This window comes from Streptomyces aquilus (assembly GCF_003955715.1).
Taxonomy (GTDB): domain Bacteria; phylum Actinomycetota; class Actinomycetes; order Streptomycetales; family Streptomycetaceae; genus Streptomyces; species Streptomyces aquilus.
Window position 1 is genome coordinate 5,423,173 of the sequence record NZ_CP034463.1, and the last position, 25,826, is coordinate 5,448,998.

25 protein-coding genes and 1 tRNA gene are annotated in these 25,826 nt (G+C 71.0%); 19 read left to right on the forward strand and 7 right to left on the reverse strand.

Annotated features, from left to right (window positions below):
- Positions 1 to 20 precede the first annotated feature (20 nt).
- Together EJC51_RS24830 and EJC51_RS24835 are read right to left on the reverse strand one after the other, a co-directional pair.
- The gene (locus tag EJC51_RS24830) at positions 21 to 1,778 is read right to left on the reverse strand and encodes a serine/threonine-protein kinase (protein WP_126273090.1); all 1,758 of its coding nucleotides are present in this window, start codon (positions 1,776 to 1,778) and stop codon (positions 21 to 23) included.
- 333 nt (positions 1,779 to 2,111) lie between these two features.
- The gene (locus tag EJC51_RS24835; protein WP_126273091.1) at positions 2,112 to 2,660 is read right to left on the reverse strand and encodes a helix-turn-helix domain-containing protein; all 549 of its coding nucleotides are present in this window, start codon (positions 2,658 to 2,660) and stop codon (positions 2,112 to 2,114) included.
- Between the two features lie 183 nt (positions 2,661 to 2,843).
- Between EJC51_RS24835 and EJC51_RS24840 the strand changes: the two genes are divergently transcribed.
- Positions 2,844 to 2,916: transfer RNA gene (locus EJC51_RS24840), tRNA-Ala, on the forward strand.
- Positions 2,917 to 3,091: 175 nt separating this feature from the next.
- Positions 3,092 to 4,078, forward strand: a complete 987-nt coding sequence (locus tag EJC51_RS24845; protein ID WP_126273092.1) for a transaldolase family protein — start codon at positions 3,092 to 3,094, stop codon at positions 4,076 to 4,078.
- Here EJC51_RS24845 and pabB read toward each other — a convergent pair.
- Together pabB and EJC51_RS24855 are read right to left on the reverse strand one after the other, a co-directional pair.
- Positions 4,016 to 6,160: an aminodeoxychorismate synthase component I gene (pabB, locus tag EJC51_RS24850; RefSeq protein WP_126273093.1), complete on the reverse strand. Its 2,145-nt coding sequence runs from the start codon at positions 6,158 to 6,160 to the stop codon at positions 4,016 to 4,018. The two genes, EJC51_RS24845 and pabB, sit on opposite strands and share 63 nt — an antisense overlap.
- Positions 6,161 to 6,269: 109 nt before the next feature.
- Positions 6,270 to 7,001 (reverse strand): methyltransferase domain-containing protein, encoded by a 732-nt coding sequence (locus tag EJC51_RS24855; protein ID WP_126273094.1) that lies wholly within the window; start codon positions 6,999 to 7,001, stop codon positions 6,270 to 6,272.
- A gap of 257 nt (positions 7,002 to 7,258) precedes the next feature.
- On the opposite strand from EJC51_RS24855, the gene EJC51_RS24860 reads away from it, so the two are divergent.
- Complete coding sequence (locus EJC51_RS24860) at positions 7,259 to 9,226, forward strand: helix-turn-helix domain-containing protein (protein ID WP_244362827.1); 1,968 nt, start codon at positions 7,259 to 7,261, stop codon at positions 9,224 to 9,226.
- A 94-nt stretch (positions 9,227 to 9,320) separates the two neighbouring features.
- Here the strand turns inward: EJC51_RS24860 and EJC51_RS24865 are convergent, their stop codons facing one another.
- Positions 9,321 to 10,676: an IS701 family transposase gene (locus EJC51_RS24865; protein ID WP_166682901.1), complete on the reverse strand. Its 1,356-nt coding sequence runs from the start codon at positions 10,674 to 10,676 to the stop codon at positions 9,321 to 9,323.
- A 384-nt stretch (positions 10,677 to 11,060) separates the two neighbouring features.
- On the opposite strand from EJC51_RS24865, the gene EJC51_RS24870 reads away from it, so the two are divergent.
- From EJC51_RS24870 to EJC51_RS24910, 9 genes are all read left to right on the forward strand, one after another.
- Positions 11,061 to 12,533, forward strand: a complete 1,473-nt coding sequence (locus EJC51_RS24870; RefSeq protein WP_126273096.1) for an AMP-binding protein — start codon at positions 11,061 to 11,063, stop codon at positions 12,531 to 12,533.
- Positions 12,530 to 12,808: an acyl carrier protein gene (locus EJC51_RS24875; RefSeq protein WP_126273097.1), complete on the forward strand. Its 279-nt coding sequence runs from the start codon at positions 12,530 to 12,532 to the stop codon at positions 12,806 to 12,808. Before EJC51_RS24870 ends, EJC51_RS24875 begins: the two co-directional genes overlap by 4 nt.
- 40 nt (positions 12,809 to 12,848) lie before the next feature.
- The gene (locus EJC51_RS24880) at positions 12,849 to 13,223 is read left to right on the forward strand and encodes an ectoine synthase (RefSeq protein WP_126273098.1); all 375 of its coding nucleotides are present in this window, start codon (positions 12,849 to 12,851) and stop codon (positions 13,221 to 13,223) included.
- A gap of 49 nt (positions 13,224 to 13,272) precedes the next feature.
- A complete protein-coding gene (locus EJC51_RS24885; protein WP_126273099.1) occupies positions 13,273 to 14,406 on the forward strand; it encodes an acyl-CoA dehydrogenase family protein in 1,134 nt (377 codons plus the stop codon).
- 14 nt (positions 14,407 to 14,420) lie between these two features.
- The gene (locus tag EJC51_RS24890; RefSeq protein ID WP_126273100.1) at positions 14,421 to 15,173 is read left to right on the forward strand and encodes a transglutaminase-like domain-containing protein; all 753 of its coding nucleotides are present in this window, start codon (positions 14,421 to 14,423) and stop codon (positions 15,171 to 15,173) included.
- A gap of 11 nt (positions 15,174 to 15,184) precedes the next feature.
- Complete coding sequence (locus tag EJC51_RS24895) at positions 15,185 to 16,141, forward strand: pseudouridine-5'-phosphate glycosidase (RefSeq protein ID WP_126273101.1); 957 nt, start codon at positions 15,185 to 15,187, stop codon at positions 16,139 to 16,141.
- Positions 16,138 to 16,836: an HAD family hydrolase gene (locus EJC51_RS24900; RefSeq protein ID WP_126273102.1), complete on the forward strand. Its 699-nt coding sequence runs from the start codon at positions 16,138 to 16,140 to the stop codon at positions 16,834 to 16,836. The genes EJC51_RS24895 and EJC51_RS24900 overlap by 4 nt, the downstream gene beginning before the upstream one ends.
- A 70-nt stretch (positions 16,837 to 16,906) precedes the next feature.
- Positions 16,907 to 18,340: an MFS transporter gene (locus tag EJC51_RS24905; RefSeq protein WP_126273103.1), complete on the forward strand. Its 1,434-nt coding sequence runs from the start codon at positions 16,907 to 16,909 to the stop codon at positions 18,338 to 18,340.
- Positions 18,340 to 19,143: an aspartate racemase/maleate isomerase family protein gene (locus tag EJC51_RS24910; protein ID WP_126273104.1), complete on the forward strand. Its 804-nt coding sequence runs from the start codon at positions 18,340 to 18,342 to the stop codon at positions 19,141 to 19,143. The genes EJC51_RS24905 and EJC51_RS24910 overlap by 1 nt, the downstream gene beginning before the upstream one ends.
- Positions 19,144 to 19,255: 112 nt before the next feature.
- On the opposite strand, the gene EJC51_RS24915 is transcribed toward EJC51_RS24910, so the two are convergent.
- Entirely contained in the window at positions 19,256 to 19,957 is a 702-nt protein-coding gene (locus EJC51_RS24915; RefSeq protein WP_126273105.1) for a DUF5324 family protein, read from the reverse strand.
- Positions 19,958 to 20,239: 282 nt separating this feature from the next.
- Between EJC51_RS24915 and EJC51_RS24920 the strand changes: the two genes are divergently transcribed.
- Positions 20,240 to 20,773, forward strand: a complete 534-nt coding sequence (locus EJC51_RS24920; protein WP_126273106.1) for a peptidylprolyl isomerase — start codon at positions 20,240 to 20,242, stop codon at positions 20,771 to 20,773.
- Between the two features lie 91 nt (positions 20,774 to 20,864).
- Positions 20,865 to 21,752, forward strand: coding sequence for a rhomboid family intramembrane serine protease (locus EJC51_RS24925; protein WP_126273107.1), 888 nt, complete (start codon positions 20,865 to 20,867; stop codon positions 21,750 to 21,752).
- Positions 21,753 to 22,026: 274 nt separating this feature from the next.
- On the opposite strand, the gene crgA is transcribed toward EJC51_RS24925, so the two are convergent.
- The gene (crgA, locus tag EJC51_RS24930) at positions 22,027 to 22,281 is read right to left on the reverse strand and encodes a cell division protein CrgA (protein WP_059194346.1); all 255 of its coding nucleotides are present in this window, start codon (positions 22,279 to 22,281) and stop codon (positions 22,027 to 22,029) included.
- Positions 22,282 to 22,422: 141 nt separating this feature from the next.
- Between crgA and EJC51_RS24935 the strand changes: the two genes are divergently transcribed.
- From EJC51_RS24935 to EJC51_RS24955, 5 genes are read left to right on the forward strand one after another with little or no spacing between them, the layout of a single operon-like run.
- Positions 22,423 to 23,202 (forward strand): DUF881 domain-containing protein, encoded by a 780-nt coding sequence (locus EJC51_RS24935; RefSeq protein ID WP_126273108.1) that lies wholly within the window; start codon positions 22,423 to 22,425, stop codon positions 23,200 to 23,202.
- A gap of 19 nt (positions 23,203 to 23,221) precedes the next feature.
- Positions 23,222 to 23,923: a class E sortase gene (locus EJC51_RS24940; protein ID WP_126273109.1), complete on the forward strand. Its 702-nt coding sequence runs from the start codon at positions 23,222 to 23,224 to the stop codon at positions 23,921 to 23,923.
- A 17-nt stretch (positions 23,924 to 23,940) separates the two neighbouring features.
- Complete coding sequence (locus tag EJC51_RS24945; protein ID WP_165951216.1) at positions 23,941 to 24,138, forward strand: hypothetical protein; 198 nt, start codon at positions 23,941 to 23,943, stop codon at positions 24,136 to 24,138.
- Entirely contained in the window at positions 24,135 to 24,773 is a 639-nt protein-coding gene (locus tag EJC51_RS24950) for an aminodeoxychorismate/anthranilate synthase component II (protein ID WP_126273110.1), read from the forward strand. The genes EJC51_RS24945 and EJC51_RS24950 overlap by 4 nt, the downstream gene beginning before the upstream one ends.
- Positions 24,770 to 25,813 carry a class E sortase gene (locus tag EJC51_RS24955; protein WP_126273111.1) on the forward strand — a complete coding sequence of 348 codons (1,044 nt, stop codon included), beginning with the start codon at positions 24,770 to 24,772 and terminating at the stop codon, positions 25,811 to 25,813. Before EJC51_RS24950 ends, EJC51_RS24955 begins: the two co-directional genes overlap by 4 nt.
- Positions 25,814 to 25,826: the final 13 nt, after the last annotated feature.

The window sequence follows — 25,826 nt, forward strand, 5'->3', positions numbered from 1 at the left end:
TGTTCGTGGGGGGGGGGTGATCAGATGCGGGTCAGTGCCCAGAAGCCCACGGCGTAGCAGGTCAGCGCCAGGAGCAGGAGGGGGAGCGCCACCTTGGCCGGGGGGCCCGGGCGGCGTCGGGCCCTTGAGCCGCGGCGGCGGGGGATTGCCTGAGCCGGAGGTGGAACCTGCGGGACCTGAGCGGTGTATGAAGCGGTAGAGGCATCGGCGGGCTGCCGCGGGAGCGGTGGGGCCAGGGGCGGTGCCGGGTGGGGCGACTGGTGCGGTTGGTGCGGCTGGCCGGGCTGATTGCGCTGGTTGGGCTGGTGGGGCGCTTCGGGACGGGGGGTGGGCAGGACGTGCGTGGGGTCGTGGGGGGCGATCGAGGCTGGGTGCGTGGGCTGCTGTGGTGCGCCGCTGTGCTGTGGTTCTGGGGCGGTCGTCTGTGGCGGCGGCAGGTGGAAGCTGCCGGTGTCCGACATGGAGGGCGGCTGCGCTCCGGTCGACGGGTCCGTGGCGGGCGGGTGCTGAGGGCGGGGTGGCGTGATGTCCGGCGTGGGGCCGGTGGCGGTGCCTTGTCGGGGGTCGGGCGGTACGACTCCGGGGGCGTCGGTGTGATGTGGGCCGGTCGTCCTCGAATTCGCGGCGGCGCGAGGCGGATCGGCCGTCCTCGAATTCGCGGCGGCGCGAGGCGGATCAGTCGGCCTCGAACTGGCGGCGGCGCGACGGGGATCGGTCGTCACCGAACCCGTGCCCGGCCATACGGAGTCGGAGGAGCTGTCCGGCCAGGAAGAGTCCGTCGGCTCAGCGGGCGCGCCTCGTGGAGTCTTTGGCCCGCTGATGCCCTGCGTCCCCGTCGCTTCCCGCGCCTCCCGCGCTGCCCTCGCCCCCCGGGTCGTCTCCACACCCGGTGCCGGCTTGAGTGGTCCCTCGGGGCTGAACCCCGGTGGCAGGGGACCGAGTTGGTCGAAGATCTCGATCAGCTCGTCGTCGGGGCCCGGCTCGGGCAGGAGTTCCATGGCCGAGGCGAGTGCTTTGCGCGCCCCCGTGGCCGTGCGGAACCGCGCCTGTGGATCGGGCTGGAGCAGGGTGGCCACCACCTGCCAGAGCGGCTCGGGTATGCCCTTGGGCGCCCCCGGTGTGCCGTGCGCCGCGAAGTACTGCACGAGTGCCTTGGTGTCGGGCCGCGCGCCCTCCAGGAGATAGAGGGCGACCAGTCCCACGGCGAACAGGTCGGCGGGGAAGTCCGGTTCGGAGCCCATCATCTGCTCGGGCGAGATGTATCCCGGCGTCCCCACCACGAGGTCGGTCTCCGTCAGGCGCGGCTCGCCCAGCCGCATGGCGATCCCGAAGTCGGACAGCCGCAGCCGGGGGCGGCCCGCGCCGGTGGCTTCCAGGAGCAGGTTGGCCGGCTTGATGTCCCGGTGGACGACGTCCTCCGCGTGCACCGCGGCCAGCCCGGACAGCAACTGGTCCAGCAGTGTGCAGACGAAGAACGGCGGCAGCGGGCCGTAGTCCCCGACCAGGTGGACCAGCGAACCGCCGCCGACCAGGTCCATGGTGAACAGGACCTTGTCGTCGTCGGCGGCCCAGCTGGCGGGCGCGAGCACATGGGGGTGGTCGATCCGCAGCGCCTGCTCACGGACGAACCGCAGCAGGGAGTGCGCGTCGCTCTGCTGGAGCACCTTGGCGGCGACATAGCGCCGACGCCGGTGGTCCCAGGCACGCCAGACCGCGCCGACGCCACCGCGCCCGATCGGGTCGACGAGTTCGTACCGGCCGGCGAAGACCTCACCCATGGCTGTGCGTCGCTCCTCCCCCTTCGGTCTCCCCCCTTGCTTCCCCCACTGCGAGGGATACGACTCCCGTCGTGTCCCTCGGAGATGAGTGACACCCCTCATGCCCCTCCCGCACCTCGTCCGCCCGGGAGATGAGAGCCCGTGCGATGCGAGACCGGCGGATGAGAACGCCGGGTGGTGCGGGTCCGGTGGTGCAGGCCCGGTGTGCAGGCCCGGTGGTGCGGTCCGGACGGTGTGGGCCCGGGTGGTGCGGGTCCGGTGGAAGGACACGCCCCCACGTGTCGTTCTCCGGTCCCTCTGTGGTGAGGCGTGACCCCCTCGCGCCTCACCGCGTCAGCTCTGGTGGGACTGGTAGTGCGTGACGGCGTCGGAAGTGCGGCCGGCGCCGTAGACCCGGAGGAACTCTGCCAGTTCCGGGTGGGTCGGGGCGAGGGTGTCGGCGGCGTCGATGATGTCGCCGGCGGCCGCGACCGAGCGCAGCAGCGACTGGATCTCGCGGACGACCCGCTTGACCGTCGGCGCTCCCGAACTGTTCGTCGTGGTCGTGGTGTTGCTGAGCACCGAGCCCCCCTGGGACTTCTTGATCTCGTCCATCCGTTCCGTCGCCTCGGCGGCGCTGACGCTGCCGTCCGCGACCTGCCCCGCCAGGTCCTGAAGCAGCTGCACGCGCTGCACCACGGCCGGGTTGCCGATCTTCGCCCGCTGTCCGCTCATCAGCTGCGACAGCATCGGTGCGGACAGTCCCAGTACCCCCGCGAGACGAGCCTGGTTGAGGCCAAGATCGTCTATGAGCTTACGGAAGAGCGCCCCCAGCGGCTCCCCGTACCAGTTCCGCTGCAGTTCCCGCGCTCTTGCGGTGGCTTCCTGCTGTGCGGCGTCCATTGCGTCTCCCCATCGCTTCCCCAAATACGGCGGTTCGCTGTAGCGAACCACGCCGAGCATCTTACGGAGAGTGGTCATTCATCGGGACCCCCAATCTTTTTGCGAGATACCCCTGGCGACCCGGTACTCTGGTCTGCGGCGCCCGCCGGTGGTGTGACTCCGCCGGACGGACGTTCCTTTTCCGGGGCCTTAGCTCAGTTGGTAGAGCGCTGTCTTTGCATGGCAGATGTCAGGGGTTCGACTCCCCTAGGCTCCACAACAAAGAACCCCCTGACCTGCGGGAACGCGGTCAGGGGGTTCTTGTGTCCGTTTTCCGCGAGCACAGCGGTGAGCGCGTCGGTGAACTCACCTGACGGAGTGCGCGGAGACCTGACAACGTCTGGATGACGACAGTGACGTGTTCCAGCCAATCCCCCTAGGTTTGGGGGGTGATGACGTCTGAAGCTATGGGGCTCCTCGAGGAGCTCGTCGCCGAAGGGGTCGCGCCGTGGTGGGAGGCGGGCCCGCAGGAGGGCCCGGCGGTGCTCGATGCCGTGCGGTGCGGATTCCGCGGGGTCCGGATGGCGTCCGGGACGCCGCTGGGCGCGGTCCGGGCGGCGTGTGACGCGGTGCGGGTGCGCGGCGGCTTCGTGTCGGTCGCCGCGGCCGCCTTCGACGGGGCCGACGACCCGGAGGCGTGGGTGGCGGCGGCCCGGGTGCTGCGCAGCGCGGTGGACCGGCCGAACGTGCTGGTGAGCGTGCCGGCGACAGCGGCCGGCATCGACACCGTGGCCGACTGCCTGGCCGAGGGGATCGGCGTCGAGTCCACTCTGGTCTTCTCGGTGCGTCAGTACCGTGCCGTCCTCGCCGCCCAGGAGGCGGGACTGGAGCGGGCCCGGGAGCGCGGTGTGGAGCTGGCGGGCCTGGGCACGGCCGCTTCGTGCGAGCTGGGGGCGCTGGAGGACGAGGTGGACGCCCGTCTCGACCGTCGGCCCGGCACCGCGGCGAGCGGGCTGCGCGGCACGGCCGCCCTGGCCACCGCCCGGCTGCTGTACCGGGCGCGGGAGACCGCGCTGGGCGGTGAGCACTGGCAGAGTCTGCGGGCCTGCGGTGCCCGGCCGCCGATGCTGCTGTGGTCGGGGACGCGGGCCGAGCAGGTGCGGACCCTGGTCAGCTGGAACACCGGGCATGTGATGACGACGCAGACGGTGGAGGCGGCGGCGCGTGGCCGGGCGCTGGAGGGCGACACGCTGCTGGGCTGTCATGAGCAGTCCCTGCGCGAGCTGCGCTGTCTGGCCGAGTGTGACGTCGACGTCGACGTCGTAGGAGAGGAACTGCTGCGGGCCCGGTCCCCTTGGGGAGCCGGGCCCGCGGTGTCAGTGGGCGGCCGTCGGCAGCGGCTGCCGGAGGTCGGCGAAGCCGGTGCCGGCCAGCGCTAGCAGCGGGGCCGCCTTGACGACCGTCTCCTCGAACTCGGCGGCCGGGTCGGACAGGGCGACGATCGCGCCGCCGACGCCGTACCGCAGCCGGCCCGGGGTGACGACGGCGGTGCGGATGACGACGCTGAAGTCGGCGGCGCCGGTCAGGGAGAGGTAGCCGATGGCGCCGGAGTAGATGCCGCGCGGGCCGTCCTCCAGGCGGTCGATGATCTCCATGGTGCGGGGCTTGGGCGCGCCGGTCATCGACCCCGGCGGGAAGGCCGCGCGCAGACAGCGCACCGGGCTGCTGTCGGGGCGCAGCCGTGCGGTCACGGTGCTGACGAGCTGGTGGACGGTGGCGTAGCTCTCGACGGCGAACACGGGGTCGGCGCGGACGCTGCCGGTCTCGGCGCAGCGGCCCAGGTCGTTGCGGACCAGGTCGACGATCATCAGGTTCTCGGCGCGGTCCTTCTCGTGTGTGCGCAGGTCGGCGACGAGAGCGGCGTCCTCCTCGGGGGTGGCGCCGCGCGGGCGGGTGCCCTTGATGGGCTTGGACTCCACGACACCGTCGGCCGAGACGCGCAGGAACCGTTCGGGAGAGGTGGAGAGCACCGACAGTTCGCCGAAGCGGAGCAGGGCGCCGAAAGGTGCCGGGCTGGTGCGCCGCAGGAAGCGGTAGGCCTGCCAGGGGTGCACGCCCGTCTTCGCCTCGGCCATGTTGGTCAGGCAGATCTCGTAGCTCTCCCCTGCGGCGATCTCCTCCTGGCAGGCGTCGATGAGCCGGAGGTAGGTGTCGCGGTCGTGGCGCAGCCGCACCTCCCCGAAGGGGGCCAGGGGTTCGGGCGGCGGAGCCGGGAGGGCGCCGGTGAGGGCGGTGAGGCGGCGGGCGGTGGCGTCGAGCCAGGCGCGGGCGGGCTCCGGGTCGTCGGGCTCGGCGAGGGCCAGGAGGTGGGTCGTACCCGTCTCGTGGTCGAGGACGAGGGCGCGGTCCGCGAAGACCATCACGGCGTCGGGTTCCTCCGCGCGCGGGCCGGGCGGGGCGCCGCACTCCGCCTTGAGGCCGTAGCCGAGGTAGCCGGTCCAGCCGAGGGCGAAGTCGCAGGGGAGCGGCGGCACTTCGACGTCGAGGGCGGCCAGGTCCCGGTCGAGCCAGTCCAGGAACGGGCCCTCCACGGTCTCCTCGGACGTCGCCGACCGCACGGTGACGGTGTTGGTCGCCACGTCCGCCGTGGCCACCCGGGCCAGCGGTCCCGAGGCGTCGCCCATGACGGAGAAGCGGCCCTGGCCGTCGCGGCGGCTGCTGTCCAGCCAGAACGCGTGGTCGGCGGCGTGGAAGAGACGGTCGTGGAGCGTCTCGTCGTCGCAGGGCGTGGGGACTTGGGCGGTGAGCACCCGCAGCGAACGGGCGGGGGTACGGGGAAGGGGCGCCGGCGGCTGGGGCATCGCCGTCTCGTGCGCGGAGCGGGTGTGGGGAGGCGCCAGCGGCGCCGGGGGCCGGAGCGTCACCGTCTCGCGGCGGCGGCCGACGCCGGTCCGGGCCAGGCGGTGGAAGTTGGCCAGCAGCTCGTCGCCGTACTGCGAACAGATCGACTCGGGGTGGAACTGCACGCCCCACAGCGGCCGTTCCCGGTGCCGCAGGCCCATGACCACGCCGTCCGGCGTCCACGCGGTGACCTCAAGGCGGTCGGGGAGGCCGGTGACGGCGAGGGAGTGGTAGCGCACCGCCTCGAACGGCGAGGGCAGGCCGGCGAACAGGCCCTCGCCCTCGTGCAGCACCGGCGAGGTGCGGCCGTGCCGGGGCTCCGGGGCGCGGCCGACGCTCGCCCCGTTCAGCAGCCCGATGCCCTGGTGGCCCAGACACACACCGAGCAGCGGAAGGTCCGTGCGCTCGACGATCTCCCGGCTGATGCCGAAGTCCGCGGCGCGCTGCGGGGTTCCGGGGCCGGGTGAGATGACGACGGCGTCGAACTCCGTCAGCAGGGCGGGGTGCCAGTCCGGGTCGTCGTTGCGGACGACCGTCGGCTCGGCGCCGGTGACGCGCGCGAGCTGGTGGACGAGGTTGTAGGTGAACGAGTCGTGGTTGTCGACGAGCAGGGTGCGCATGGAAATCCGGTCTCTCCGCAGGTCGGATCCGTGGGGTGCGGTCAGCGGGCCAGCACGATCCGCGCCGGTCGGCCGACCGGCAGGATCTGGAGGAGCAGGTGCTCGACGGTCAGCCGACCGGCACGATCTGGAGGAGCAGGTGCTCGACGATGTCGTTGCCGTACTCCCCCTCCCGGACCTGGCAGCTCTTCAGGACCCGCAGCTCGCGGCCGGTCTCCTCGGCGATGCGGGTCAGGCAGGGGTGGTCGCCGCGGCTGCTGAAGTGCAGCAGGGCCCGGCCGCCGGGCGTGGTGTACAGCGGGGCCTGCTCCAGGTAGCGGCGGTGGGTGCGGTAGCCGGCGTCGACGTAGGCGCGTTCGTGGGCGGAGCGGTACTCGTAATGGTCGGGTCCGAGCACGTAGTTGGAGCTCCAGAAGACGGTGTCGAAGCGTTCGTCGGTGTCGAGGCCGGAGAACAGGTCGCCGTGCACGGTCCTGACCCGGTCCGTCACGGCGTGGCGGCGGGCGTTGAGGGCCGCGTTCTCCACCGCCCGTACGTTGATGTCCGAGGCGACGACCGGGGTGTGGCCGGCCAGGGCGGCGGTCACCGCGATGGCCCCCGTACCGCAGCCGATCTCCAGGAACGAGCCGCCGCGCACCTCGGCGGCGCCGGGGCCGGTGAGGCCGAGGAAGTCCAGGGCCACGCCGGTCGACGGCGAGTACACCGGCGCGAACACCTCGTCGAGCAGGTCCCATTGCCGTCCGGCGAGGGTGAACACGTCCGGCCGGTCGGCCCGGTTGAGGGACTGCCGACTGCGTTCCAGGGAGCGCTGATAGTCCTGCACCTGCGGCGTGTACGTCATGAGTCCCCACCCGTTCCGGTCGATGCGCGGCGTCGCACTGTGCGTTGCCTGTGCTGCCGAGCGTGACGGGCGGGACGGACGTGGCGGAAGGTGCTCCGGCAACAGCGCGGGCCCGCCGGTTTGGTGACCGCACCACCGTCGACACCGCTGACCTGCGATTTTGAAGTGACCCGGTCAAGGACTGGTTGACCCTCGGTAAAAACCTGAACTAGGTTTTCCGGAACGATCTGGTCCATGCTCTGGGGGAGGGCCGCGGGTTGCAGACCGGTGGGGGCCTGCTGGACGCGTATGTGCTGGCGATGCTCGACCTGCTGGCCAGAGAGGCGCCCGCCGAGCGCTTCGAGGAACTGTTGCGACAGGCGGCCGAGGCCGGTGTCGACGGGACGGACCTGGCGCAGCTGACCACGGCCAAGGACCGCTCGCTGGAGGTCAGACAGCTGTTCGCGCGGCGCCAGCAGCGCGAGGCCGGACTGTCCGCGCTGGTCGACACGGCCCGCGATCTGACGCACCCGTACAGCCTGGACACCCTGCTGGCGGTGATCACCCGTCGGGCCCGGCTGCTGATGGGCCTCGACATGTCCTGGGTGAGCCTGCACGGCGACGACGGGGTGTCCGAGGTCAGAGCCGCGGACGGGCACGCCTCGGCGATCACCGTCGGGTTCGAGGTGCCGTTCGCCGGCGGGGTCGGAGCGCACGCGCAGAAACGGTCCGCTCCCTTCTGGACGCCGGACTACCTGCACGACGACACCTTCGTCCACAACGAGACCATCGACCACGTGGTCCGCTCCGAGGGACTGCGGGCCATCATGGCCGTCCCGCTGCGCCACGAGCACTCCACGCTCGGCGTGCTCTATGTCGCCGACCGCAACATCCGGCACTTCCTGCCCAACGAGATCTCCCTGATGGCCTCGCTGGCCGACCTCGCGGCCGTCGCCATCGAACGGACCCGGCTGCTGGAGCGGACCCGCACCGAGGTCGCCGAGCTGGCGGGTGACGTCTCGCAGGCCATGGACTCCTCGGCCGCCGTGCGCCGCCTGCACAGCGTCCATCGCGGTCTGATCGACCTCGCCCTCGGCGGCAGCGAACTGCCCGCCCTGCTGGAGCGGGCCGCCGCCGAACTGGGCGGCCCGCTGCTGGTGCGGGGCGCCATCGGCAAAGATCTCGCGTGTACGGAAGGCTTCCCGGATTTTTTGTCGGGCACCGAATCTACCCGCATAGACAACCGCACGGACGGCTCCCCGCTCGACCGCCTGTGCCTGGACGCGCAGGCCGCCGACGAGCCCGTACGCTGCGACGACGGCACCGGCGGCGTGCTCTCGGCATGCCCGGTCACCGGCGGCACGGAGAGCCTCGGCACCCTGCTGCTGCACGGCGCCCGGCCCCCGTCCGAGACGCAGGAGCAACTGCTGGGCCTGGTCGCGCAGGCCGTCGCGGTGCAGCTGCTGATGCAGCGCAGTACGGCGGTGGCCGAGGGCCAGGTCAGGGACGAGCTGCTGCACGACCTGCTGCACGTCTCCCAACTGCCGCCCACCCAGCTCGCGGCCCGCGGCCGCCGGCTCGGCGTCGACCTCGCCGAACCGCACGTGGTCGTGGTGGTCCGCCCGGAAGGCGGTTCGCAGAGCCGGGCCAACGCCTGGGCCTCGGCGTGCGCGCACCGGCTGTCGGGGCTCAAGTACGTCGACGGCGGCCACATCGTGTTACTGCTGCCCGGCGACGACCCGTCGGGTGCCGCCAGATCCGTACAGCGCGAACTGTCCGTCGTCCTCGGGCATCCGGTGACCGGTGGCGCGGCCGGGCCGACCACCGCGCCGGACGACGTCCGACGCGTCCACCAGGAGGCCCGCCGGTGCCTGGAGGCCCTGACCGTGCTGGAGGGCGTCGGCGGTACGGCGTCGCCGAAGGAACTGGGGTTCCTGGGGCTGCTGCTGTCGGAGAAGCAGGACGTCGAACGGTTCGTACGGTCGGCTGTCGGGCCCGTACTGGACTACGACCACCAGCAGTCGACGGAGCTGCTGCGGACCCTGGAGTCGTACTTCACCTCCGGCAGCAGCCCCACGCGGGCGGCGGAGCTGCTGCACGTCCACCCCAACACCGTCTCGCGCCGCCTGGAGCGGATCACCGACCTCCTCGGCTCCGACTGGCAGGAGCCCGCGCAGGCGCTGGAGGTGCAGTTGGCGCTGCGGCTGCATCGGACACGGCATCTGCTGGGCGGCGGGCAGCAGTAGGGGGTACGGCGGGGTCAGGCGCTCGCTGTGGGCAGTAATAGGGCGTACGGCGGGGGTCAGGCGCTCGCTGTGGGCAGTAGGGCGTACGGCGGGGTCAGGCGCTGCGTGCCGGTGTTGTGATGGCGCCGGAGGTGTCCAGCGTGCGGGCCGCGTAGGCGACGGAGGCCAGGGTGGTGTGCCGGTGCCAGCCCTTGAAGGAGCGGCCGACGAAGTCCCGTAGCCCGACCTGCTCCCCGGTCGTGGCGCAGTCCCGGGCCACCCGGCGGGCCAGCTTGGCCAGCCTCAGCAGGGCGGGGACCGGCATCCGGTCCAGGTCGGTCAGCCAGAAATCCGTCGGCGGGCGGCACGGGTCGGCCTGCGGGCCGGAGCGGAGCCCGGGCCGGGGTCCGGTTCGAGGGCCGGACCGGGGGTCGGGCCACTCGCCGAGCAGCAGCCCCGGCCGCCCGTCGTCCGGCAGCGTCACCGGGACGCCCACCACCAGCGAGCTGCGTACGGTCGTCGGGCCGGCCAGCGGATCGGCCCACTGGACGGGGCGGCGCAGGGCCCGGACCGAGTCGGCGATCCGCTGCGCGGCGAGCGGTCCCGCACCGAAGCCGGGCAGCGACGGCTCGGCCACGGTCAGCGCGGTGCCGCCGGGCACCCGCACCAGCAGCGGTACCCCGGCCTCCCGGTAGCGCCGCATCGCCGTACCCAGGTCCGGGCCCGCCGCCCCGAGGACCACGGGCCGGCGCGGCAGCCCCCACTTGAGCGTGGACCGCACGACAGCGGCCGCGCACTCCTCCAGCGTCTCCTCGCCCGCGGCCTCGGGGATCTCCGCCCGGCGGCGCCGTTCCGCGTCGCGGATCCAGCCGCCGGGCAGATGCAGCCGCCAGTTGACCGGCGCGCTCGCCTGCTCGGAGGCGAACCAGAGGCCGAACGCCTGCTGCCCGCTGTCCGGACGGCCCGCGCGCGGCACGAACTGCCGGCCGACGCCCACCGAGTGCTCGCCGACCTTGGGGATGGCCATCGGCTGCACCACCCAGGCCGCCGGGGCGACGGCGTCCTGGAGCCGCTGGGCCAGGGCCGCTCGCAGCGGCGACCAGTCCCAGGTGGAGGCGGCGATGAGGTGGTGCAGGCTCTGCTCGGCCGCCCCGCCGCCGACCGCGGAGGCGATCCGGCGCACTGACTTGCGGCCGTCCGCGGCGAGCAGTCCGCGCACGTACTGCTCGGCCCACCAGCGCTGGTCCTTGCGGCGCAGCACCTGCGGGAAGAGCGCGGCGGACAGCTCGGCCACGACGTCCGGCGGCTGGTGGAAGCCGGCCCAGCCGAGGTCCGCGCCGGGGCGGTCGAAGACGGCTTCACCGAAGTCGGCCTCGCTGAAGTCGGCCTCGCTGAAGTCGGCCTCGCTGAAGTCGGCTTCGCTGAAGTCGGCCTCGCCGAACACGGCTTCGCTGAAGACGGCTCTGCTCACGGTGACGCCTGCCTCTCTCGCCCGCTGACTTCTGACGCGTCCCACCCTGCCGAGCGGCCGGGCGTCCGCAGGAGGTGCCCGGGGAACCCCGTCCGCCCGGCAGATGGTGACCGGACCACCACACCGGGTCGCCGACCGGCGGACGAAAGCGCTCCGCACGGACTCCGGGAGGTGGTCCGGCCACCATCCGCGGCCCGGCGCTCCCTGTGCCCGGGGGGCGACCTGACGGATTCCTGTGGACCTGATGAGGATCACGGACCGTGCTTGTGACACCCCCGGCCCGCTCCACACAGTGAGGGTCGTGATCAACGCCCGGCACCGGGGCCCGACCGCAGGGCGACCGGAACGCGCCGGGTTCCCTTCACCACCGTCCGGGGGCCGTTCATGCCGTCACCACACCTAGCCGACGCCGTCGGCGCCCATCGCGAAAGACGTGCCGACCGCGTCGCCCTGTCCTGCTGCCACCAGAGCGTCACCTACCGGCAACTCGACGACCTGACCTCGGCGTTCGCCGACCAACTGGACCGCCTCGGCCTCACGCCGGGTGCCGTCGTCTGCGTCCCGGCCCACAAGTCGCCGCAGACCGTCGCCCTGCTGCTGGCCGTGTTCCGCAAGGGCCTGGTCGCCCTCGTCCCCTCGCCCGACCTCGGGGCCGAGGCGCTGGCCCGGCTGAGCCGGCAGGCACGTGCCGTTCAGCTGCTCGGCGCGGACGAGCGGGGCACGCTGTCGGCCGAGCCGATACCGCCCGACGAGACCGAGGCGGCCGGGTTCGCGATCCCCGACCCCGGCCGCACCCGGCTGCTGCTCACCACCTCCGGTTCCACCGGAACCCCGAAGATCGTGCCCATCCCCGCCGACGGCTTCACCGCCTTCGCCGACTGGGCGACCCACGCCTTCGGCCTCACCGGCGACGACGTCGCCCTCTCCTACGCCCCCCTCAACTTCGACCTCGCGCTGCTCGACGTATGGACCTTCCTGCGGCTCGGCGCCCAGGTCGTCCTCGTCGGCAAGGAGCAGGCCGCCGACGCGGGCCGGCTCGCCGAGCTCGTGAGCGGGCGGGGGGTGACCTTCGTCCAGGGCGTGCCGATGCTGCACCGGCTGCTCGCGCAGGGCCCCGCCCAACCCACCGTCCGGCAGGCCGTGTTCACCGGCGAGGCGATGCCGGCCGACCTGCTGCCGGCGGTGTTCGAGACGTACCCCGCCGCGCGCTGCCACAACGTCTTCGGCTGCACCGAGACCAACGACTCCTTCGTGCACGAGGTCCCCCGCACCCCGGACCCGCAGGCCAGGATGCCGATCGGCCGCCCCCTCCCCGGCGTACGCGCTCTCGTGCTCGCCCCCGACGGAACCCCGCTGGACGGCCCCGGCACCGGCGAACTCGTCGTCGCCACGCCCTTCCAGACCGACGGCTACCTCCGCACCGCCCTGAACGAGCAGGCGTTCACCGAGATCGACGGCCACGCCCACTACCGCACCGGCGACATCGTCACCCGCGCCGCGGACGGCCTCGTCCACCTCGAAGGACGCGCCGACTGGCAGGTCAAGGTGCGCGGCATCCGCACCAACCTCCAGGAGGTCGAGGCCGTCATCACCACCCATCCCGATGTCGCCGAGGCGGTCGTCGTCGCCCTGCCCGACGACCAGGCGGGCGCCCGCCTGCACGCCAGGGTGACCCTGCGCCCGACCGCCGCGCTGACCGGCCTCGGCCTGCGCAGCCACGTGGGCGCACGGCTGCCCCGGCATGCCATCCCGTCCTCGGTCCAACTCACCGACCAGCCGCTGCCCCGCACCTCCACGGGCAAACCCGACCGCAACCGGATCAGAGACGACCGCATGAAGGAGACCGCGACCGCATGACGACCACACCGACCCCCCACGCCATAGCCGACGAACTGCGCACCCACATCGCCGCCGAGTACCTGGCCGGCGAGGACGCCTCCGACCTCACCGACGACTTCGACCTCGTCGCCTCCGGCGTCATCGACAGCCTCGGCCTCGTCCGGCTGGTGTCCCACATCGTGACCGCCTATCAGGTCCCGGTCGACGACCTCGAGATCAAGCCGGAGCACTTCCGGAACATCGCCGCGATCACCGAGCTGATCGTCCGGCACTCCGCGCCCGCCGCGGCCTGACCCCGCACCACCCCCCACCGAGAATCCGAGGAGAATCCCTGTGTTCACGCGCACCGTTGACGAAGTCGCCCCCGTCGAGTGGGGCAACGGCACCAGCCACCGGCTGCTCGTCGAGGCCGACCGGATGGGCTTCGCCTTCGCCGTGACCCTGGTCCGCCAGGGCACCACGAGCGCGCTTCAGTACCGCAACCACCTGGAGGCCTGCTACTGCGTCGCGGGCTCCGGCGAGGTCGTCGAGAAGGACGGCACCCGGCACAAGATCATGCCGGGCACGATCTACGTCCTCGACGAGCACGACCCGCACTACCTCATAGCCTCCGACTACGAGGACCTGCACCTGGTCTCGGTCTTCAACCCGCCGATCGTCGGCAACGAACGGCACACCCTGTCCGAGGACGGCTTCTCCCAGTACTGACGGCCCGACAGCCCTACGGCGTCACGGTTCGACCGTTCAAGGAGCAGCCATGTCCGATCAGCCACCCCCCTCCGACCTCCTCCACCTGATGGCCCCCTGGGCCGACCGCCTCAACGCCGATCTCGAAGGCCTCGACCACCGGGCCGAGTTCCCCCGGGACAAGTGGGCGGCCGTCCAGGACTCCGGCCTGCTGCGCACCCCCTTCGCCCCCGCGTACGGCGGCCACGGCCGGTCCCTCACCGAGACCATGCGGGCCCTGGAAGGACTGGGCCGCGTCTCCCACGACTCCGGCCTGTCCTTCTCCGCCTCCACCCAGATCGTGTCCGTGGGCACACCGCTCCAGCGGTTCGGCGACGACGACCTGAAGGAGCGCTACCTCCCGAAGATCGTCTCCGGCGATCTGATCACCGCCCACGCCATCACCGAGGAGTCCGGCGGCTCCGACGCGATGAACATCTCCACCACCGCCGTCCGCGACGGCGACCACTACGTCGTCAGCGGCGCAAAGATGTTCATCACCAACGCCCCCGTCGCCGACGTCTTCCTCCTCTACGTCCGCACCGGCGCCCCCGGCCCGTTCGGCCTGACCTGCCTCCTCGTCGAGGCCGGGACGCCCGGCCTGGAGGTCGGGCCGGCCATGGACAAGATCGGGCTGCGCACCAGCCCGCTCGGCACCCTCGCCTTCGACGGACTGCGGGTGCCGGTCGCCCAGCGGGTCGGCGGGGAAGGCGCCGGGTTCCTCGTCCTGGACCACGTGATGAAGCGCGAGGTGCTCTACTCCTTCTCCATCACGCTCGGCGAGATGACCCGCCGCCTGGAGGAGACGGTCCGCTTCGCCAAGGACCGCACCCAGTTCGGCCAGTCCATCGGGAAGTACCAGGCGATCTCCCACAAGATCGCCACCATGAAGATCCGGACCGAGACCGCCCGCAAGTGGCTGCGGGACACCGGCGCGAAAGTGGAGGCCCGCAAGGACGCCGCCCTCGACCTCGCCGCCACCAAGACCGTCGTATCGGAGGCGAACGTGCAGAACGCCCTCGACGCGGTCCGCATCCACGGCGGCCGCGGGGTCCTCACCTCCCACGGCGTCGAACGCGGACTGCGCGACTCCGTCGCCGGGACCATCTACTCCGGCACCAGCGAGATCCAGCGCACCCGGATCGCCAGCCTCCTCGGCCTCTGACCAGGGAACCAGTCATGACCATCACCGACGTGCCCAGCAGCCTCACCGCGCCCACCGAGTTCCTGGACTACGAGTCCGACGCCGTCCAGACCTTCATCGACGACGTCATCGCCGACCGCTTGGCCGACCGCCGCGAGAACGCCGTGAAGCTGTACTACGCGGTCCGCGACTCCGTCCACTACGAGGTCTACGGCGCCGACCTGTCCCGCGAGGGCCTCAAGGCATCCCGCACCGCCACCACCAAGTCCGGCTTCTGCCTGCACAAGTCGGCCCTGTTCGCCGCCGCCGTACGCTCCCTCGGCATCCCCTCGAAAGTGGTCTACGGCGACGTCCGCAACCACCTCGCCTCGCCCCGTCTGATCGAGCACATCGGCGGCGACGTCTTCTTCCACGGCCTCACCCAGATCCACCTCGACGGCCGCTGGGTGAAGGCCACCCCCGTCTTCAACAAGCTGCTCTGCAAGCTCTACGGCATGCAGGCCCTGGAGTTCGACGGGCGCACCGACAGCCTCTACCACCCGCACGGCAGCGGCGCCCCCATGGAGTTCCTCAAGGACCACGGCGCCTTCGACGACGTGCCCTACGAGTTCGTGATGGCGTCCATGCGCACCGCACACCCGCGGTTCCTGGACGGCGCCGGAACCGGCACGGTCTCGGGCGGCTCGCTCGTCCTCGAAGCCGACGCTGCGGCCGACACCGACACCGACACCGACACCGACACCGACACCGACGCCGACTCCGCCTTGTCGCCCACCCCCCACAGCTGAGGAGCACCCGCATGACCGTCACCGTCACCGCCCCCGACCCCACCCTCCTCGACATCGACGAGGAGGTCCGCGAGGCCCTGCACGAAGGCCGCCCGGTCGTCGCCCTGGAGTCCTCGGCCATCCCGCACGGCCTGCCCTACCCCGCCAACCTCGACCTCGCCCTCGACATCGACGCCGCCGTCCGCGCCGAGGGCGCCGTCCCCGCCCGGGTCGCCCTGCTCGACGGCCGGATACGCATCGGCATGACCAAGGAGCAGCTCGAACTCTTCGCCGCCGACCCCGCCGTACCCAAGGTCAGCACCCGCGACATGGGCATCACGCTGGCCCGCGGCGGCTCCGGCGCCACCACCGTGTCCTCCTCCCTGGTCGCGGCGGAGCTGGCCGGCATCAGGGTGTTCGCCGTGGCCGGCATCGGCGGGGTGCACCGGGACGCCCCGGACACCTTCGACATCTCCGCCGACCTCGTGCAGTTCACCCGCAGCAAGGTGGCCGTGGTCTGCGCGGGCGCCAAGTCGATGCTCCACCCGGCGTGGACCCTGGAGTGGCTGGAGACGGCCGGCATCCCCGTCCTCGGCTACCGCTGCGACGACTTCCCCGCCTACCTGAGCGTCAGCAGCGGCATCCCCAACCCGCACCGCCTGGACGACCTGCGCGAGATCGCCTCGGTCGTCCTCGCCCACTGGCGGGCCGGCAACGCCACCTCCCCGCTGATCACGCACCCGATCCGCGAGGAGGACGGCATCCCGTCCGCCGACATCGAGACCGCCCTCGCCGACGCCACCGCCGAGGCCAAGGCCGCCGGCGTCACCGGCCCCGCCATCACCCCGTACCTCCTCAAGGCGATCTCCCAGGCGACCGCGGGCCGCACCTCGGCCGCCAACCGGTCGGTCCTGCTGTCCACCGCGAGCCTCGCCGGGCGGTTCGCCGCCCAGTTCGCCCTCGAACTGGCGGCGGGAGCGGACTCGTGACAGCCGCCCAGGGACCCGACGCCGTCCTCTTCGACCTCGACGGCACCCTCCTCGACACCCCCGGCGCCATCGCAGGTGTCCTCGCCCGGGTACTGGAGCGCACCGGCCGCCCCGACGTGGCCGACGACCGGATCCGCGCCACCGTCGGCAAGCCGCTCGGAGCCGTCTTCGCCGAACTCACCGCCCTCCCCGAGGAACACCCGGACGTGACCACCGCGGTCGCCCTGTTCCGGGAGCTCTTCCGCGAGGAAGTCGTCCCCAAGGCCGCCGACCTGGTCTTCCCCGGCGTCCCCGAACTCCTGGGCCGACTACGGGCCGAAGGCCGCAGAACCGCGATCTGCACCAGCAAGATCCGGACCAGCGCCCTCGAACTCCTCGAACCCGCCGGCCTCCTCGACGCCTTCGACGCCGTCGTCTGCCACGGCATGGCCCCACGCGGCAAACCCCACCCCGACCTGGCCCTGCTCGCCGCCCGCTCGGTCGACGTGCCGCCCGGCCGATGCGTGGTCGTCGGCGACGCCGTCGACGACATGCGGATGGCCGCCGCGGCCGGCATCCCCGCGATCGGCGTCACCTACGGCGTCGCCACACGCCACCAACTGACCGAGGCAGGAGCCCGGGCGGTGGCCGACACGGTCGAGGAACTGGCCCAGGCGCTCACCCCCGCCCGAGCCCCCCAGGCACCTCACCTCTGACGGCACGACAGACGACGCCGCTGACAGCACACCCGACGGCACGACTACAGAACCAGGCGGTCACCCCACCATGCCCCTACCCACCACACCCCCCGCGCCGGCGGCGTCCCGCGGACTCCTCGGCGGGCTCATCACCCTCTCCGCGGCCCAGTTCCTCATCGCGCTCGACTTCTCCGTCATCTTCGTCGCCCTGCCCGACATCAGCGCCGACCTGGACCTGTCCGGCACCGCCAAGCAGTGGGTCGTCAGCGCCTACTCCGTGTTCTTCGCCGGCTTCCTGATCGTCGGCGGGCGGATCGGCGACCGGCTCGGCGCACGCAAGCTGTTCATGGCCGCGCTGGTCCTCTTCGGCATCGCCTCGCTACTGGGCGGCCTCGCCGCCAACGCCGCCCTGCTGCTGATCACCCGCGCCCTCCAGGGCATCGCCGCGGCCTGCCTCCAGCCCTCGATCCTCGCCCTGGTGAACACCACGTTCCCCGCCGGAAAGGAACGCACCCGGGCGCTCGCCGTCTGGGGCACCGTCGGCGCCAGCGGCCTCGCCGCCGGTGTCGTCATCGGCGGCCTGCTGACCAGCCTCTCCTGGCGCTGGACGTTCTTCGTCAACCTGCCCTTCGCCGTGCTGTGCGTGCTCGCCGCCCCCAAGTTCCTGCCGGGCAAGGCCGAGCACGGCCGCACCACCGCACTCAACGTCCTCAACGCCGTCCTGTGCACCGCCATGGTCCTCGTCTCCGTCTTCGGCCTCACCCTCGCCGCCGACGCCGGCTGGACCGACCCCCTCACCCTCGGCAGTTTCCTCGCCGCAGCCGTCCTGCTGGTGCTCTTCGCCGGACGCGAGCGGGTCAGCACCCAGCCCCTGGTCGACCCCGTACTGCGCCGCACCCGCAGCCTCGTCATGGGCTGCTCCTCCTCCGCGCTCTACATGGCCAGCGTCGCGGGCGTCGAGTTCTACCTGGTGACGCTGCTCCTCCAGGACGGCCGCGACTACGCCCCACTCGCCGCCGGCATCGCCTTCCTGCCGCTCGCCGCCTGCATCACCTTCGGCAACATGATCGCCGGAAAGATCATCGGCCCCTTCGGCGTACGCCGCTCGCTGACCCTGGCCTTCACCGTCGGCGCGCTCGGCCTCGCCCTGCTCGGCGTCTCCGCCACCCACCACGGCTACCTCGCCGCGATGCTGCCCGGCCTCGTCATCAGCGGACTCGGCCACGGCATGATCTACACCTCGATGTTCGTCGGCGGCACCCGCGACGTGGACGACCGCAACCAAGGCGTCGCCGGTGCCCTGATGACCACCACGCAGTACGCGGGCGGCGCCTTCGGAGTCGCCGCCCTGGTCCTCGTCCTCGGCACCGACCCCGGCGACGAGGCCTTCCGTACGGCGTTCCTGCTCGCCGGAGGCGTCGCCCTGGCCGGCGCGGTGATCGCGTGGATCGGCTTCGGAACGACCACGGAAGCCACCGACCGGATCACGGAAGCCACCCCCACCCCGGTGGGTGAGCACTGATGACCACCCCCGCCGCCCGCCTCGGCATCCTCGTCATCCACAACGACCCCGTGCCCGAGACCGAGATCTGGCGCATGGCCCCTGACTCCGCCTCGGTCCACACCGCCCGTTTCGAGTGCCCCCGCCCCGCCGACACCGAGTACGTCGGCAGCCCGGCCGCGGCCCTCGCCAACGCCCCCGACGTCATCCGGGGCCTGGACCAGCTGGGCCGGCTGGGCGCACACAGCATCGCTCTCTGCTTCGGATCGAGCAGCTTCTTCGGCGGACCCGCCTTCGACACCGAGTTCATCGAGGCGGCCGGCGCCCACGCCCACGGCGTCCGGGTCTACACCGCGGCCACCGCCATCACCGCCGCCCTCCAGACGACCGGTGTGCGCCACCCGCTGCTCGTCATGCCGCCCTGGTTCACCGAGCCCACCTTCCGGGCCACGGAGGAGTACCTCGGGAAACTCGGCATCGACGAGACCAGCCTCGTCCAGTTCCAACTCGGCCCGGAGTGGGACGGCATCCCCCGCTACAACGCCTTCGACGAGGGCGCCCACTGGACGATCGACCCCGCCGAGGTGCACCAGCAGGTCGCCAAGGCGTTCCACACCCCGGACGCCCCACGCCCCGACAGCGTCCTGATACCCGGCAGCGGCTTCCCCTCCCTGGGCGCGGTCGCCCCCCTGGAACAGGAACTCGGCGTCCCGGTCATCACCTCGAACCAGGCGGTGCTCTGGTACGGCCTCCAGCTCACCGCACCCGACAGCACCCCGGACACGGCAACGGCCGGGAGCCTCTTCGGCCGACGTTTCACGTGAAACATCGCTGTGGGGCGGAAGGCACCTTCACACCTCCCGCCCCACAGCACCACTCACAGAGCCGAACGGACCCATCGGACCCATCGGCCCCACCAGCTCAAGGAATCAGCTGTCACCGCCGTTCGTCGCGGTGCGCCGCCTCCTCCTCAGCCTGCTTGGCCTGCACCTCGGGGTCGAGAACGGACTGACCGCTACCGTCCACCGACGTCAGCCGACCCGACTCGGGCACCTCCGTCGCGGCGGGCGGCTCGACCAACCAGTCCGGGTTGGCCTGCTTGTCCCACCACTTCCACGCCGCGAAAGCGCCGCCCGCCAGCAGCCCGGCAACCGCCAACGCCTTCGCAACCCGGCCGGCCCTCGCCCGCCGCGCATGCTTACGCGCCAGCTTCTCGATCTCCTTCGGCGAAACCTGGCCACGCAACGCGGCCAGAGCGGCCACCCCACGCGCAGCAGCCTCGTCCCTCACAGGACCGGCCGCAGCCACGGCCTGCTCGATCCTCGGCCGTGAATAATCAGCGGCCTGCCGGGCAGCCTTACGGGTGCGCTCGGCGGCCTCATGGGCGGCCTGGTCGACCTTCGGCGGCACATGCGTACGGGCCTGTTCCAGACGCGGCGCCACATGCGCGCCGTACTGGACGCGGGCTTGCTCGGCCGCCAGCGACACCCTCGGCGCGAGCCGTACACGCGCCTCCTGTGCGTAGTGCGAGGCCCTGTCCTTGGCCGTGTCGGCGTAGGGCGCCACCACTTCCGCGGCGTGCAGCACGCTGTCCTTCGCCGAACCGGTCGCGGCGCGCACGCTGTCAATGCGGGTCACGGGAATCCTCCTCCTCGGTGGCGTACGGTAATTCGACTTTCCACCCTTTTACGGATCATGCATGCCAACAGCAGGAGAGGCATGCGAGGGCGGGCATACGGGGCAACGGGAGCTTGCCGTCGACAATGCCACGGATCGTCGAAGAGCGCGCCCGACCCGGGAGGACTCGCCCCTTTTTCTCCGAACAGCGTCTGAACGAGACCTCCACCGAGGCGACGGGCGCCGAACCACCCGGGCCGTGCGAGGATCGCAGGGTCACAGAAAGACAACGGAAGGCACACCGTGGCAGAGCAGCTCTACGCCACCATCAGGACCAACCAAGGCGACATCGAAGTCCGGCTGCTGCCGAACCACGCCCCCAAGACAGTCCGGAACTTCGTCGAGCTCGCCCAGGGCGAGCGTGAGTGGACCCACCCCGCCACCGGCGAGAAATCCACCGACAAGCTCTACGACGGCACGGTCTTCCACCGCGTGATCAGCGGATTCATGATCCAGGGCGGCGACCCCCTGGGCAACGGCACCGGCGGCCCCGGCTACCAGTTCGAGGACGAATTCCACCCCGACCTCCGCTTCGACCGGCCCTACCTCCTGGCCATGGCCAACGCCGGCCCCGCCACCAACGGCTCGCAGTTCTTCATCACCCTCGGCCCCACGACGTGGCTGAACCGCAAGCACACCATCTTCGGCGAAGTCACCGACGCCGGCAGCCAGAAGGTCGTCGACACCATCGCCGCCACCCCCACCAACCCCAACACCAACCGCCCCCTCAACGACGTCGTCATCGAAACCGTCGCCGTCGAGACCCGCGCACACTGACACCAGCACCCGCAGGGAACAAAACGCCCCGCCCGTCCGTAAGGATGGACGGGGCGGTTTCATTGCATACGACGACGTAGGGGACGACCTCATGGACCAGGCGCCAGGCAGCCCACAGCAGGAACAGGGCCTGCCCGGCTGCTACCGCCACCCCGACCGCGAGACCGGCATCCGCTGCACCCGCTGCGAACGCCCCATCTGCCCCGAGTGCATGATCAGCGCCTCCGTCGGCTTCCAGTGCCCCCACTGCGTCCGCACCGGCTCCGGCACCGGCCACGCCCCGGACGCGGCGACACCCCGCACGCTCGCCGGAGGCACGGTCACCACCAACGCCCGCCTCATCACCACGCTCCTCGTCGCCATCAACCTCGCCGTCTTCATCGCCGTCCAGTACTCGGACTCGCTCCTCAACGACCTCGTCCTCATCGGCTCCTGGCCACCGGCCCCCTTCACCCCCACCGAAGGCGTCGCCGACGGCCAGTGGTACCGCCTGCTGACCTCGATGTTCACCCACCAGGAGCCCTGGCACATCGGCTTCAACATGCTGAGCCTCTGGTTCCTCGGCGGCCCCCTCGAAGCCGCCCTCGGCCGCGCCCGCTACCTCACGCTCTACCTGGTCTCCGGCCTCTGCGGCAGCGTCCTGGCCTACCTTCTGGCCTCCCCGACCACCGCCACCCTCGGCGCCTCCGGCGCGATCTTCGGCCTCTTCGGCGCCACCGGCGTCCTCATGCGCCACCGCAACTACGACCTGCGGCCGATCATCGCCCTGCTGGTGATCAACCTGATCTTCACCTTCAACCCGAGCTTCAACATCTCCTGGCAGGCCCACATCGGCGGCCTCGTCGGCGGCCTCGTCATCGGCTACGCCATGATCCACGCCCCGCGCGAGCGCCGCGCCCTCGTCCAGTACGGGACCTGCGCGGTCGTCCTCGTCGTGATCGTCGCCCTGACTCTGCTGCGCACGGCCCAGCTCACCTGAGCTCGAAAAGCCCCGTTGTCCACAGCGGGTTGCGAATCTTGTGCATAGTGTGCGCGAACAACTGTGCCCCCTGTCGCTGACCCGTGTTTCCGCAGGTCAGGCAGGGGGCGAACAGATTTGCGGGAGCCGGTGTGGCAGTCGTACCGGCGTCAATCCAGTCGTACCGGCGTCAACCCTCTGTGAGTTATCCACAGATCGTCGTTCTATTGTCCCCAGGCAGCCTGTGGATACTTCTTCGATCTGTGGATAACTCAGCGAACAGCTCGGGGCAGAGCTACTTCCACTGGGTGGAAACGCCGAATCCGGCGGCGATGAAGCCGAAGCCCACCACGATGTTCCAGTTGTCCAACGCGTCGATGGGCAGCGAGCCGTCCGTCACATAGAAGACGACGATCCAGGCCAGCCCGATGACGAACAGGGCCAGCATCACGGGCGCGACCCAGGCGCGGCTGTTCAGCTTGATGCTGGTCGCCTGCTTCGCCGGCGGCGGCGTGTAATCGGCCTTCTTGCGGATACGTGACTTCGGCACGAGGGTCTCTCCTGTCGATGCGCTGCGTGGCCGCGCAGGTAGCTGGGTCGGGCTCGGGGCAGCGTACAAGGGGACACTGAGTGCTCCCCCGGGCGTCCGTTAGCGTAGTGCTTCCGCGGCGCCGAAGGAGATAAGGGTACGTTGAGCAATTCTGCCAACCCCCAGGGGATGGGATCCACCCCTGCCCGCGGCCGACGTTTCCGGCCCGTGCGGCTGCTCACGGTGGCCGTCTTCGCACTCGCGGGGCTCATCTTCTTCACCAGTTTCAACACGGCCAAGGGCACCAACATCCGCACGGATGCCTCGCTGCTGAAGCTTTCCGACCTGATCCTGGAGCGCAGCCACAAGAACGGTCAGCTCGACGAGTCCAACGGCGCCCTGCGCGACGACGTCGAGGCGCTGGCCGAGCGGGACGACGGTTCGACCAAGGCCGAGGACGAGAAGCTGGCGGGGCTGGAGAAGAAGGCGGGCACCCAGCAGCTGAAGGGCGAGGCGATCAGCGTCACGCTCAACGACGCCCCGCCGGACGCGACGGCCAAGCTCCCCGGCTATCCCGAGCCGCAGCCCGACTACCTCGTCATCCACCAGCAGGACCTCCAGGCCGTGGTCAACGCGCTGTGGCAGGGCGGCGCGCAGGGCATCAAGGTCATGGACCAGCGGCTGATCTCCACCAGCGCCGTGCGCTGTGTGGGCAACACGCTGATCCTCCAGGGCCGGGTCTACTCGCCGCCGTACAAGATCACGGCGGTCGGGGACCCGGACAGGCTGAAGCAGTCGCTGGCCGCCAGCAAGGCGATCCAGAACTACATGGTCTACGTCAACGTCTACGGCCTCGGATGGAAAGTCGAGGACGACGGAGCGGTGACTCTGCCCGGCTACTCGGGCACAGTGGATCTGCAGTACGCCAAGCCTGTGGAGTAGGTCTCTCCGGGAGCCGCCGGTGCGAGTACGTCTCGTCGTCAGGACCCTCAGCGAACTCTGCATCACCGTCGGCGCCGTCATAGTCCTGTTCGTCGTGTACGTGCTCTTCTGGACCGGCGTGAAGGCCGACAACGTCATGGGTGAGCAGATCGACCAGCTCCAGGAGCAGTGGTCGAGGGGGAAGGTGGAGCAGCCGAAGGCCACCGGGGGCGCCGAGGCTTCCGCGAGCCCGTCCGCTCCGGCGCCGTACAAGAAGGACAAGCCCTTCGCGATCATGTACATCCCGCGTCTTGGTTTCACGTGGAACAAGCCGGTGCTGGAGGGGACGGCGGTCGGCACCCTGAAAAAGGGCCTGGGCCACTACGCGCGGACCGCGCAGCTGGGCCAGGAGGGCAACTTCTCGGTGGCGGGGCACCGGCGGACGTACGGCGACCCGTTCAAGGACTTCCCGAAGCTGCGGCGCGGGGACGCGGTGGTGCTGACGGACGGGGCGACCTGGTTCACGTATCGGATCGACAAAGGGCCCTACAAAACCGTACCCACGGACGTTGAGGTGATCGATCCTGTGCCACGTAACTCCGGGTATACGCGGTCGGGGCGCTATCTCACCCTGACCACGTGCGATCCGGAGTGGGGTCACAGCGACCGGTTGATCGTGTGGGCGCATCTGGACTCCACACAGCCTGTGGAGGCAGGGAAACCGGAGGCGCTGCGCCGTTAGTCTGGTGGCTGTACGGCGTGAGTCTGGTGCCGTGGTGCGACGGAAGGGACGGCATGTACGGCTGGATCTGGCGGCATCTGCCGGGGAACGCGTGGGTGAAGGCGCTGCTCTCACTCGTGCTGGCGCTTGCTGTGGTCTACGTCCTCTTCCAGTACGTCTTCCCGTGGGCCGAACCGCTGCTGCCCTTCAACGATGTGACGGTGGACAACCAGTGAGTGCGCGGATTCTCGTCGTGGACAACTACGACAGCTTCGTCTTCAACCTGGTGCAGTACCTGTACCAGCTGGGCGCCGAGTGCGAGGTGCTGCGCAACGACGAGGTGTCGACGGCGCATGCCCAGGACGGCTTCGACGGCGTCCTGCTGTCGCCGGGGCCGGGGACGCCGGAGGAGGCGGGCGTCTGCATCGAGATGGTCCGCCACTGCGCGGCGACCGGGGTGCCGGTCTTCGGTGTCTGCCTCGGCATGCAGTCGATGCAGGTGGCGTACGGCGGGGTCGTGGACCGCGCGCCGGAGCTGCTGCACGGCAAGACGTCGTTGGTGGAGCACGAGGGCAAGGGTGTGTTCGCGGGCCTGCCGAGCCCGTTCACGGCGACGCGCTACCACTCGTTGGCGGCGGAGCCAGGGACAGTCCCTGCCGAGTTGGAGGTGACTGCCCGGACGCGCGACGGCATCATCATGGGGCTGCGGCACCGTGAACTGCCCGTCGAGGGTGTCCAGTTCCACCCCGAGTCGGTGCTCACCGAGCACGGTCACCGGATGCTGGCCAACTGGCTGGTGGAGTGCGGCGACCAGGGTGCGGTGGCACGATCTGCGGGGCTGGCCCCGGTGGTGGGCAGGGCCACGGCGTGACCGCACTGCGCCCCGAGCGCGAGTCGGAGGCCTCGTACGGGGAGCAGCAGCCGTACGAGCCCTACGAGCCTTATGTGCCGCCTCTGGATGACGAGACGGTGGCGCTCAGGCTCTCCGACCTGTCGGAGCGAATAGGTGGGGCTACGTCTGGGGCTACGTCGCCCTCTGGCGCCTCGTCCGTCACAGGAGCCACTGGGAGTCCCACAGGTGGCCGTGCGGCCCGCAGGAAGGCCGCCAAGCGGCGTGGTGGGCGTCATGGGGCGGGAGCGAGCCCCTCCACGGAGTCGGCGGAGGCTGCGGATTCCCCGGATGAGTCCTCTGCTCCCCTCTCCCGTGTCGAGGCCCGTCGGCGGGCGAAGGCCCGTAAGCCCAGCCCAGGGGTGCTCGTCAGCCGGGCGATCGGTGAGGTGTTCATCACCACCGGTGTGCTGATGCTGCTGTTCGTCACGTACCAGTTGTGGTGGACGAACGTGCGGGCGCATGCGCAGGCCGGCAAGGAGGCGAGCAACCTCCAGGAGGAGTGGGAGAGCGGGAAGCGGGCGCCGGGTGAGTTCGCGCCCGGGCAGGGTTTCGCCCTGCTCCACATTCCCAAGCTGGACGTGGTCGTGCCGATAGCCGAGGGCGTCAGCAACAAGAAGGTGCTCGACCGGGGCATGGTGGGCCACTACTCGGAGGGCCCGCTGAAGACGGCGATGCCGGGCGCGAAGACCGGCAACTTCGGGCTGGCGGGCCACCGCAACACGCACGGCGAGCCGTTCCGGTACATCAACCGCCTGTCCAAGGGCGACGAGATAGTCGTAGAGACGCAGGACGACTATTACGTGTACAAGATGACGTCGTCGCTCCCGGTGACGTCGCCGAGCAACACGAGCGTGCTGAACCCGGTGCCGCCGCAGTCCGGGTTCAAGGAGCCGGGCCGCTACATCACGCTCACCACCTGCACGCCGGAGTTCACCAGCAAGTACCGGTTGATCGTCTGGGGCAAGATGGTCGAGGAACGGCCGCGCAGCAAGGGCAAGCCGGATGCGCTCGTCAATTAAGGGCAGATGACCA

Excerpts from the sequence above, each read along its gene's own strand:
- EJC51_RS24830 (WP_126273090.1), bottom strand. The coding sequence starts at position 1,778 with ATGGGTGAGGTCTTCGCCGGCCGGTACGAACTCGTCGACCCGATCGGG.
- EJC51_RS24835 (WP_126273091.1), bottom strand. The coding sequence starts at position 2,660 with ATGGACGCCGCACAGCAGGAAGCCACCGCAAGAGCGCGGGAACTGCAG.
- EJC51_RS24845 (WP_126273092.1), top strand. The coding sequence starts at position 3,092 with ATGACGTCTGAAGCTATGGGGCTCCTCGAGGAGCTCGTCGCCGAAGGG.
- pabB (WP_126273093.1), bottom strand. The coding sequence starts at position 6,160 with ATGCGCACCCTGCTCGTCGACAACCACGACTCGTTCACCTACAACCTC.
- EJC51_RS24855 (WP_126273094.1), bottom strand. The coding sequence starts at position 7,001 with ATGACGTACACGCCGCAGGTGCAGGACTATCAGCGCTCCCTGGAACGC.
- EJC51_RS24870 (WP_126273096.1), top strand. The coding sequence starts at position 11,061 with ATGCCGTCACCACACCTAGCCGACGCCGTCGGCGCCCATCGCGAAAGA.
- EJC51_RS24875 (WP_126273097.1), top strand. The coding sequence starts at position 12,530 with ATGACGACCACACCGACCCCCCACGCCATAGCCGACGAACTGCGCACC.
- EJC51_RS24885 (WP_126273099.1), top strand. The coding sequence starts at position 13,273 with ATGTCCGATCAGCCACCCCCCTCCGACCTCCTCCACCTGATGGCCCCC.
- EJC51_RS24890 (WP_126273100.1), top strand. The coding sequence starts at position 14,421 with ATGACCATCACCGACGTGCCCAGCAGCCTCACCGCGCCCACCGAGTTC.
- EJC51_RS24895 (WP_126273101.1), top strand. The coding sequence starts at position 15,185 with ATGACCGTCACCGTCACCGCCCCCGACCCCACCCTCCTCGACATCGAC.
- EJC51_RS24905 (WP_126273103.1), top strand. The coding sequence starts at position 16,907 with ATGCCCCTACCCACCACACCCCCCGCGCCGGCGGCGTCCCGCGGACTC.
- EJC51_RS24910 (WP_126273104.1), top strand. The coding sequence starts at position 18,340 with ATGACCACCCCCGCCGCCCGCCTCGGCATCCTCGTCATCCACAACGAC.
- EJC51_RS24925 (WP_126273107.1), top strand. The coding sequence starts at position 20,865 with ATGGACCAGGCGCCAGGCAGCCCACAGCAGGAACAGGGCCTGCCCGGC.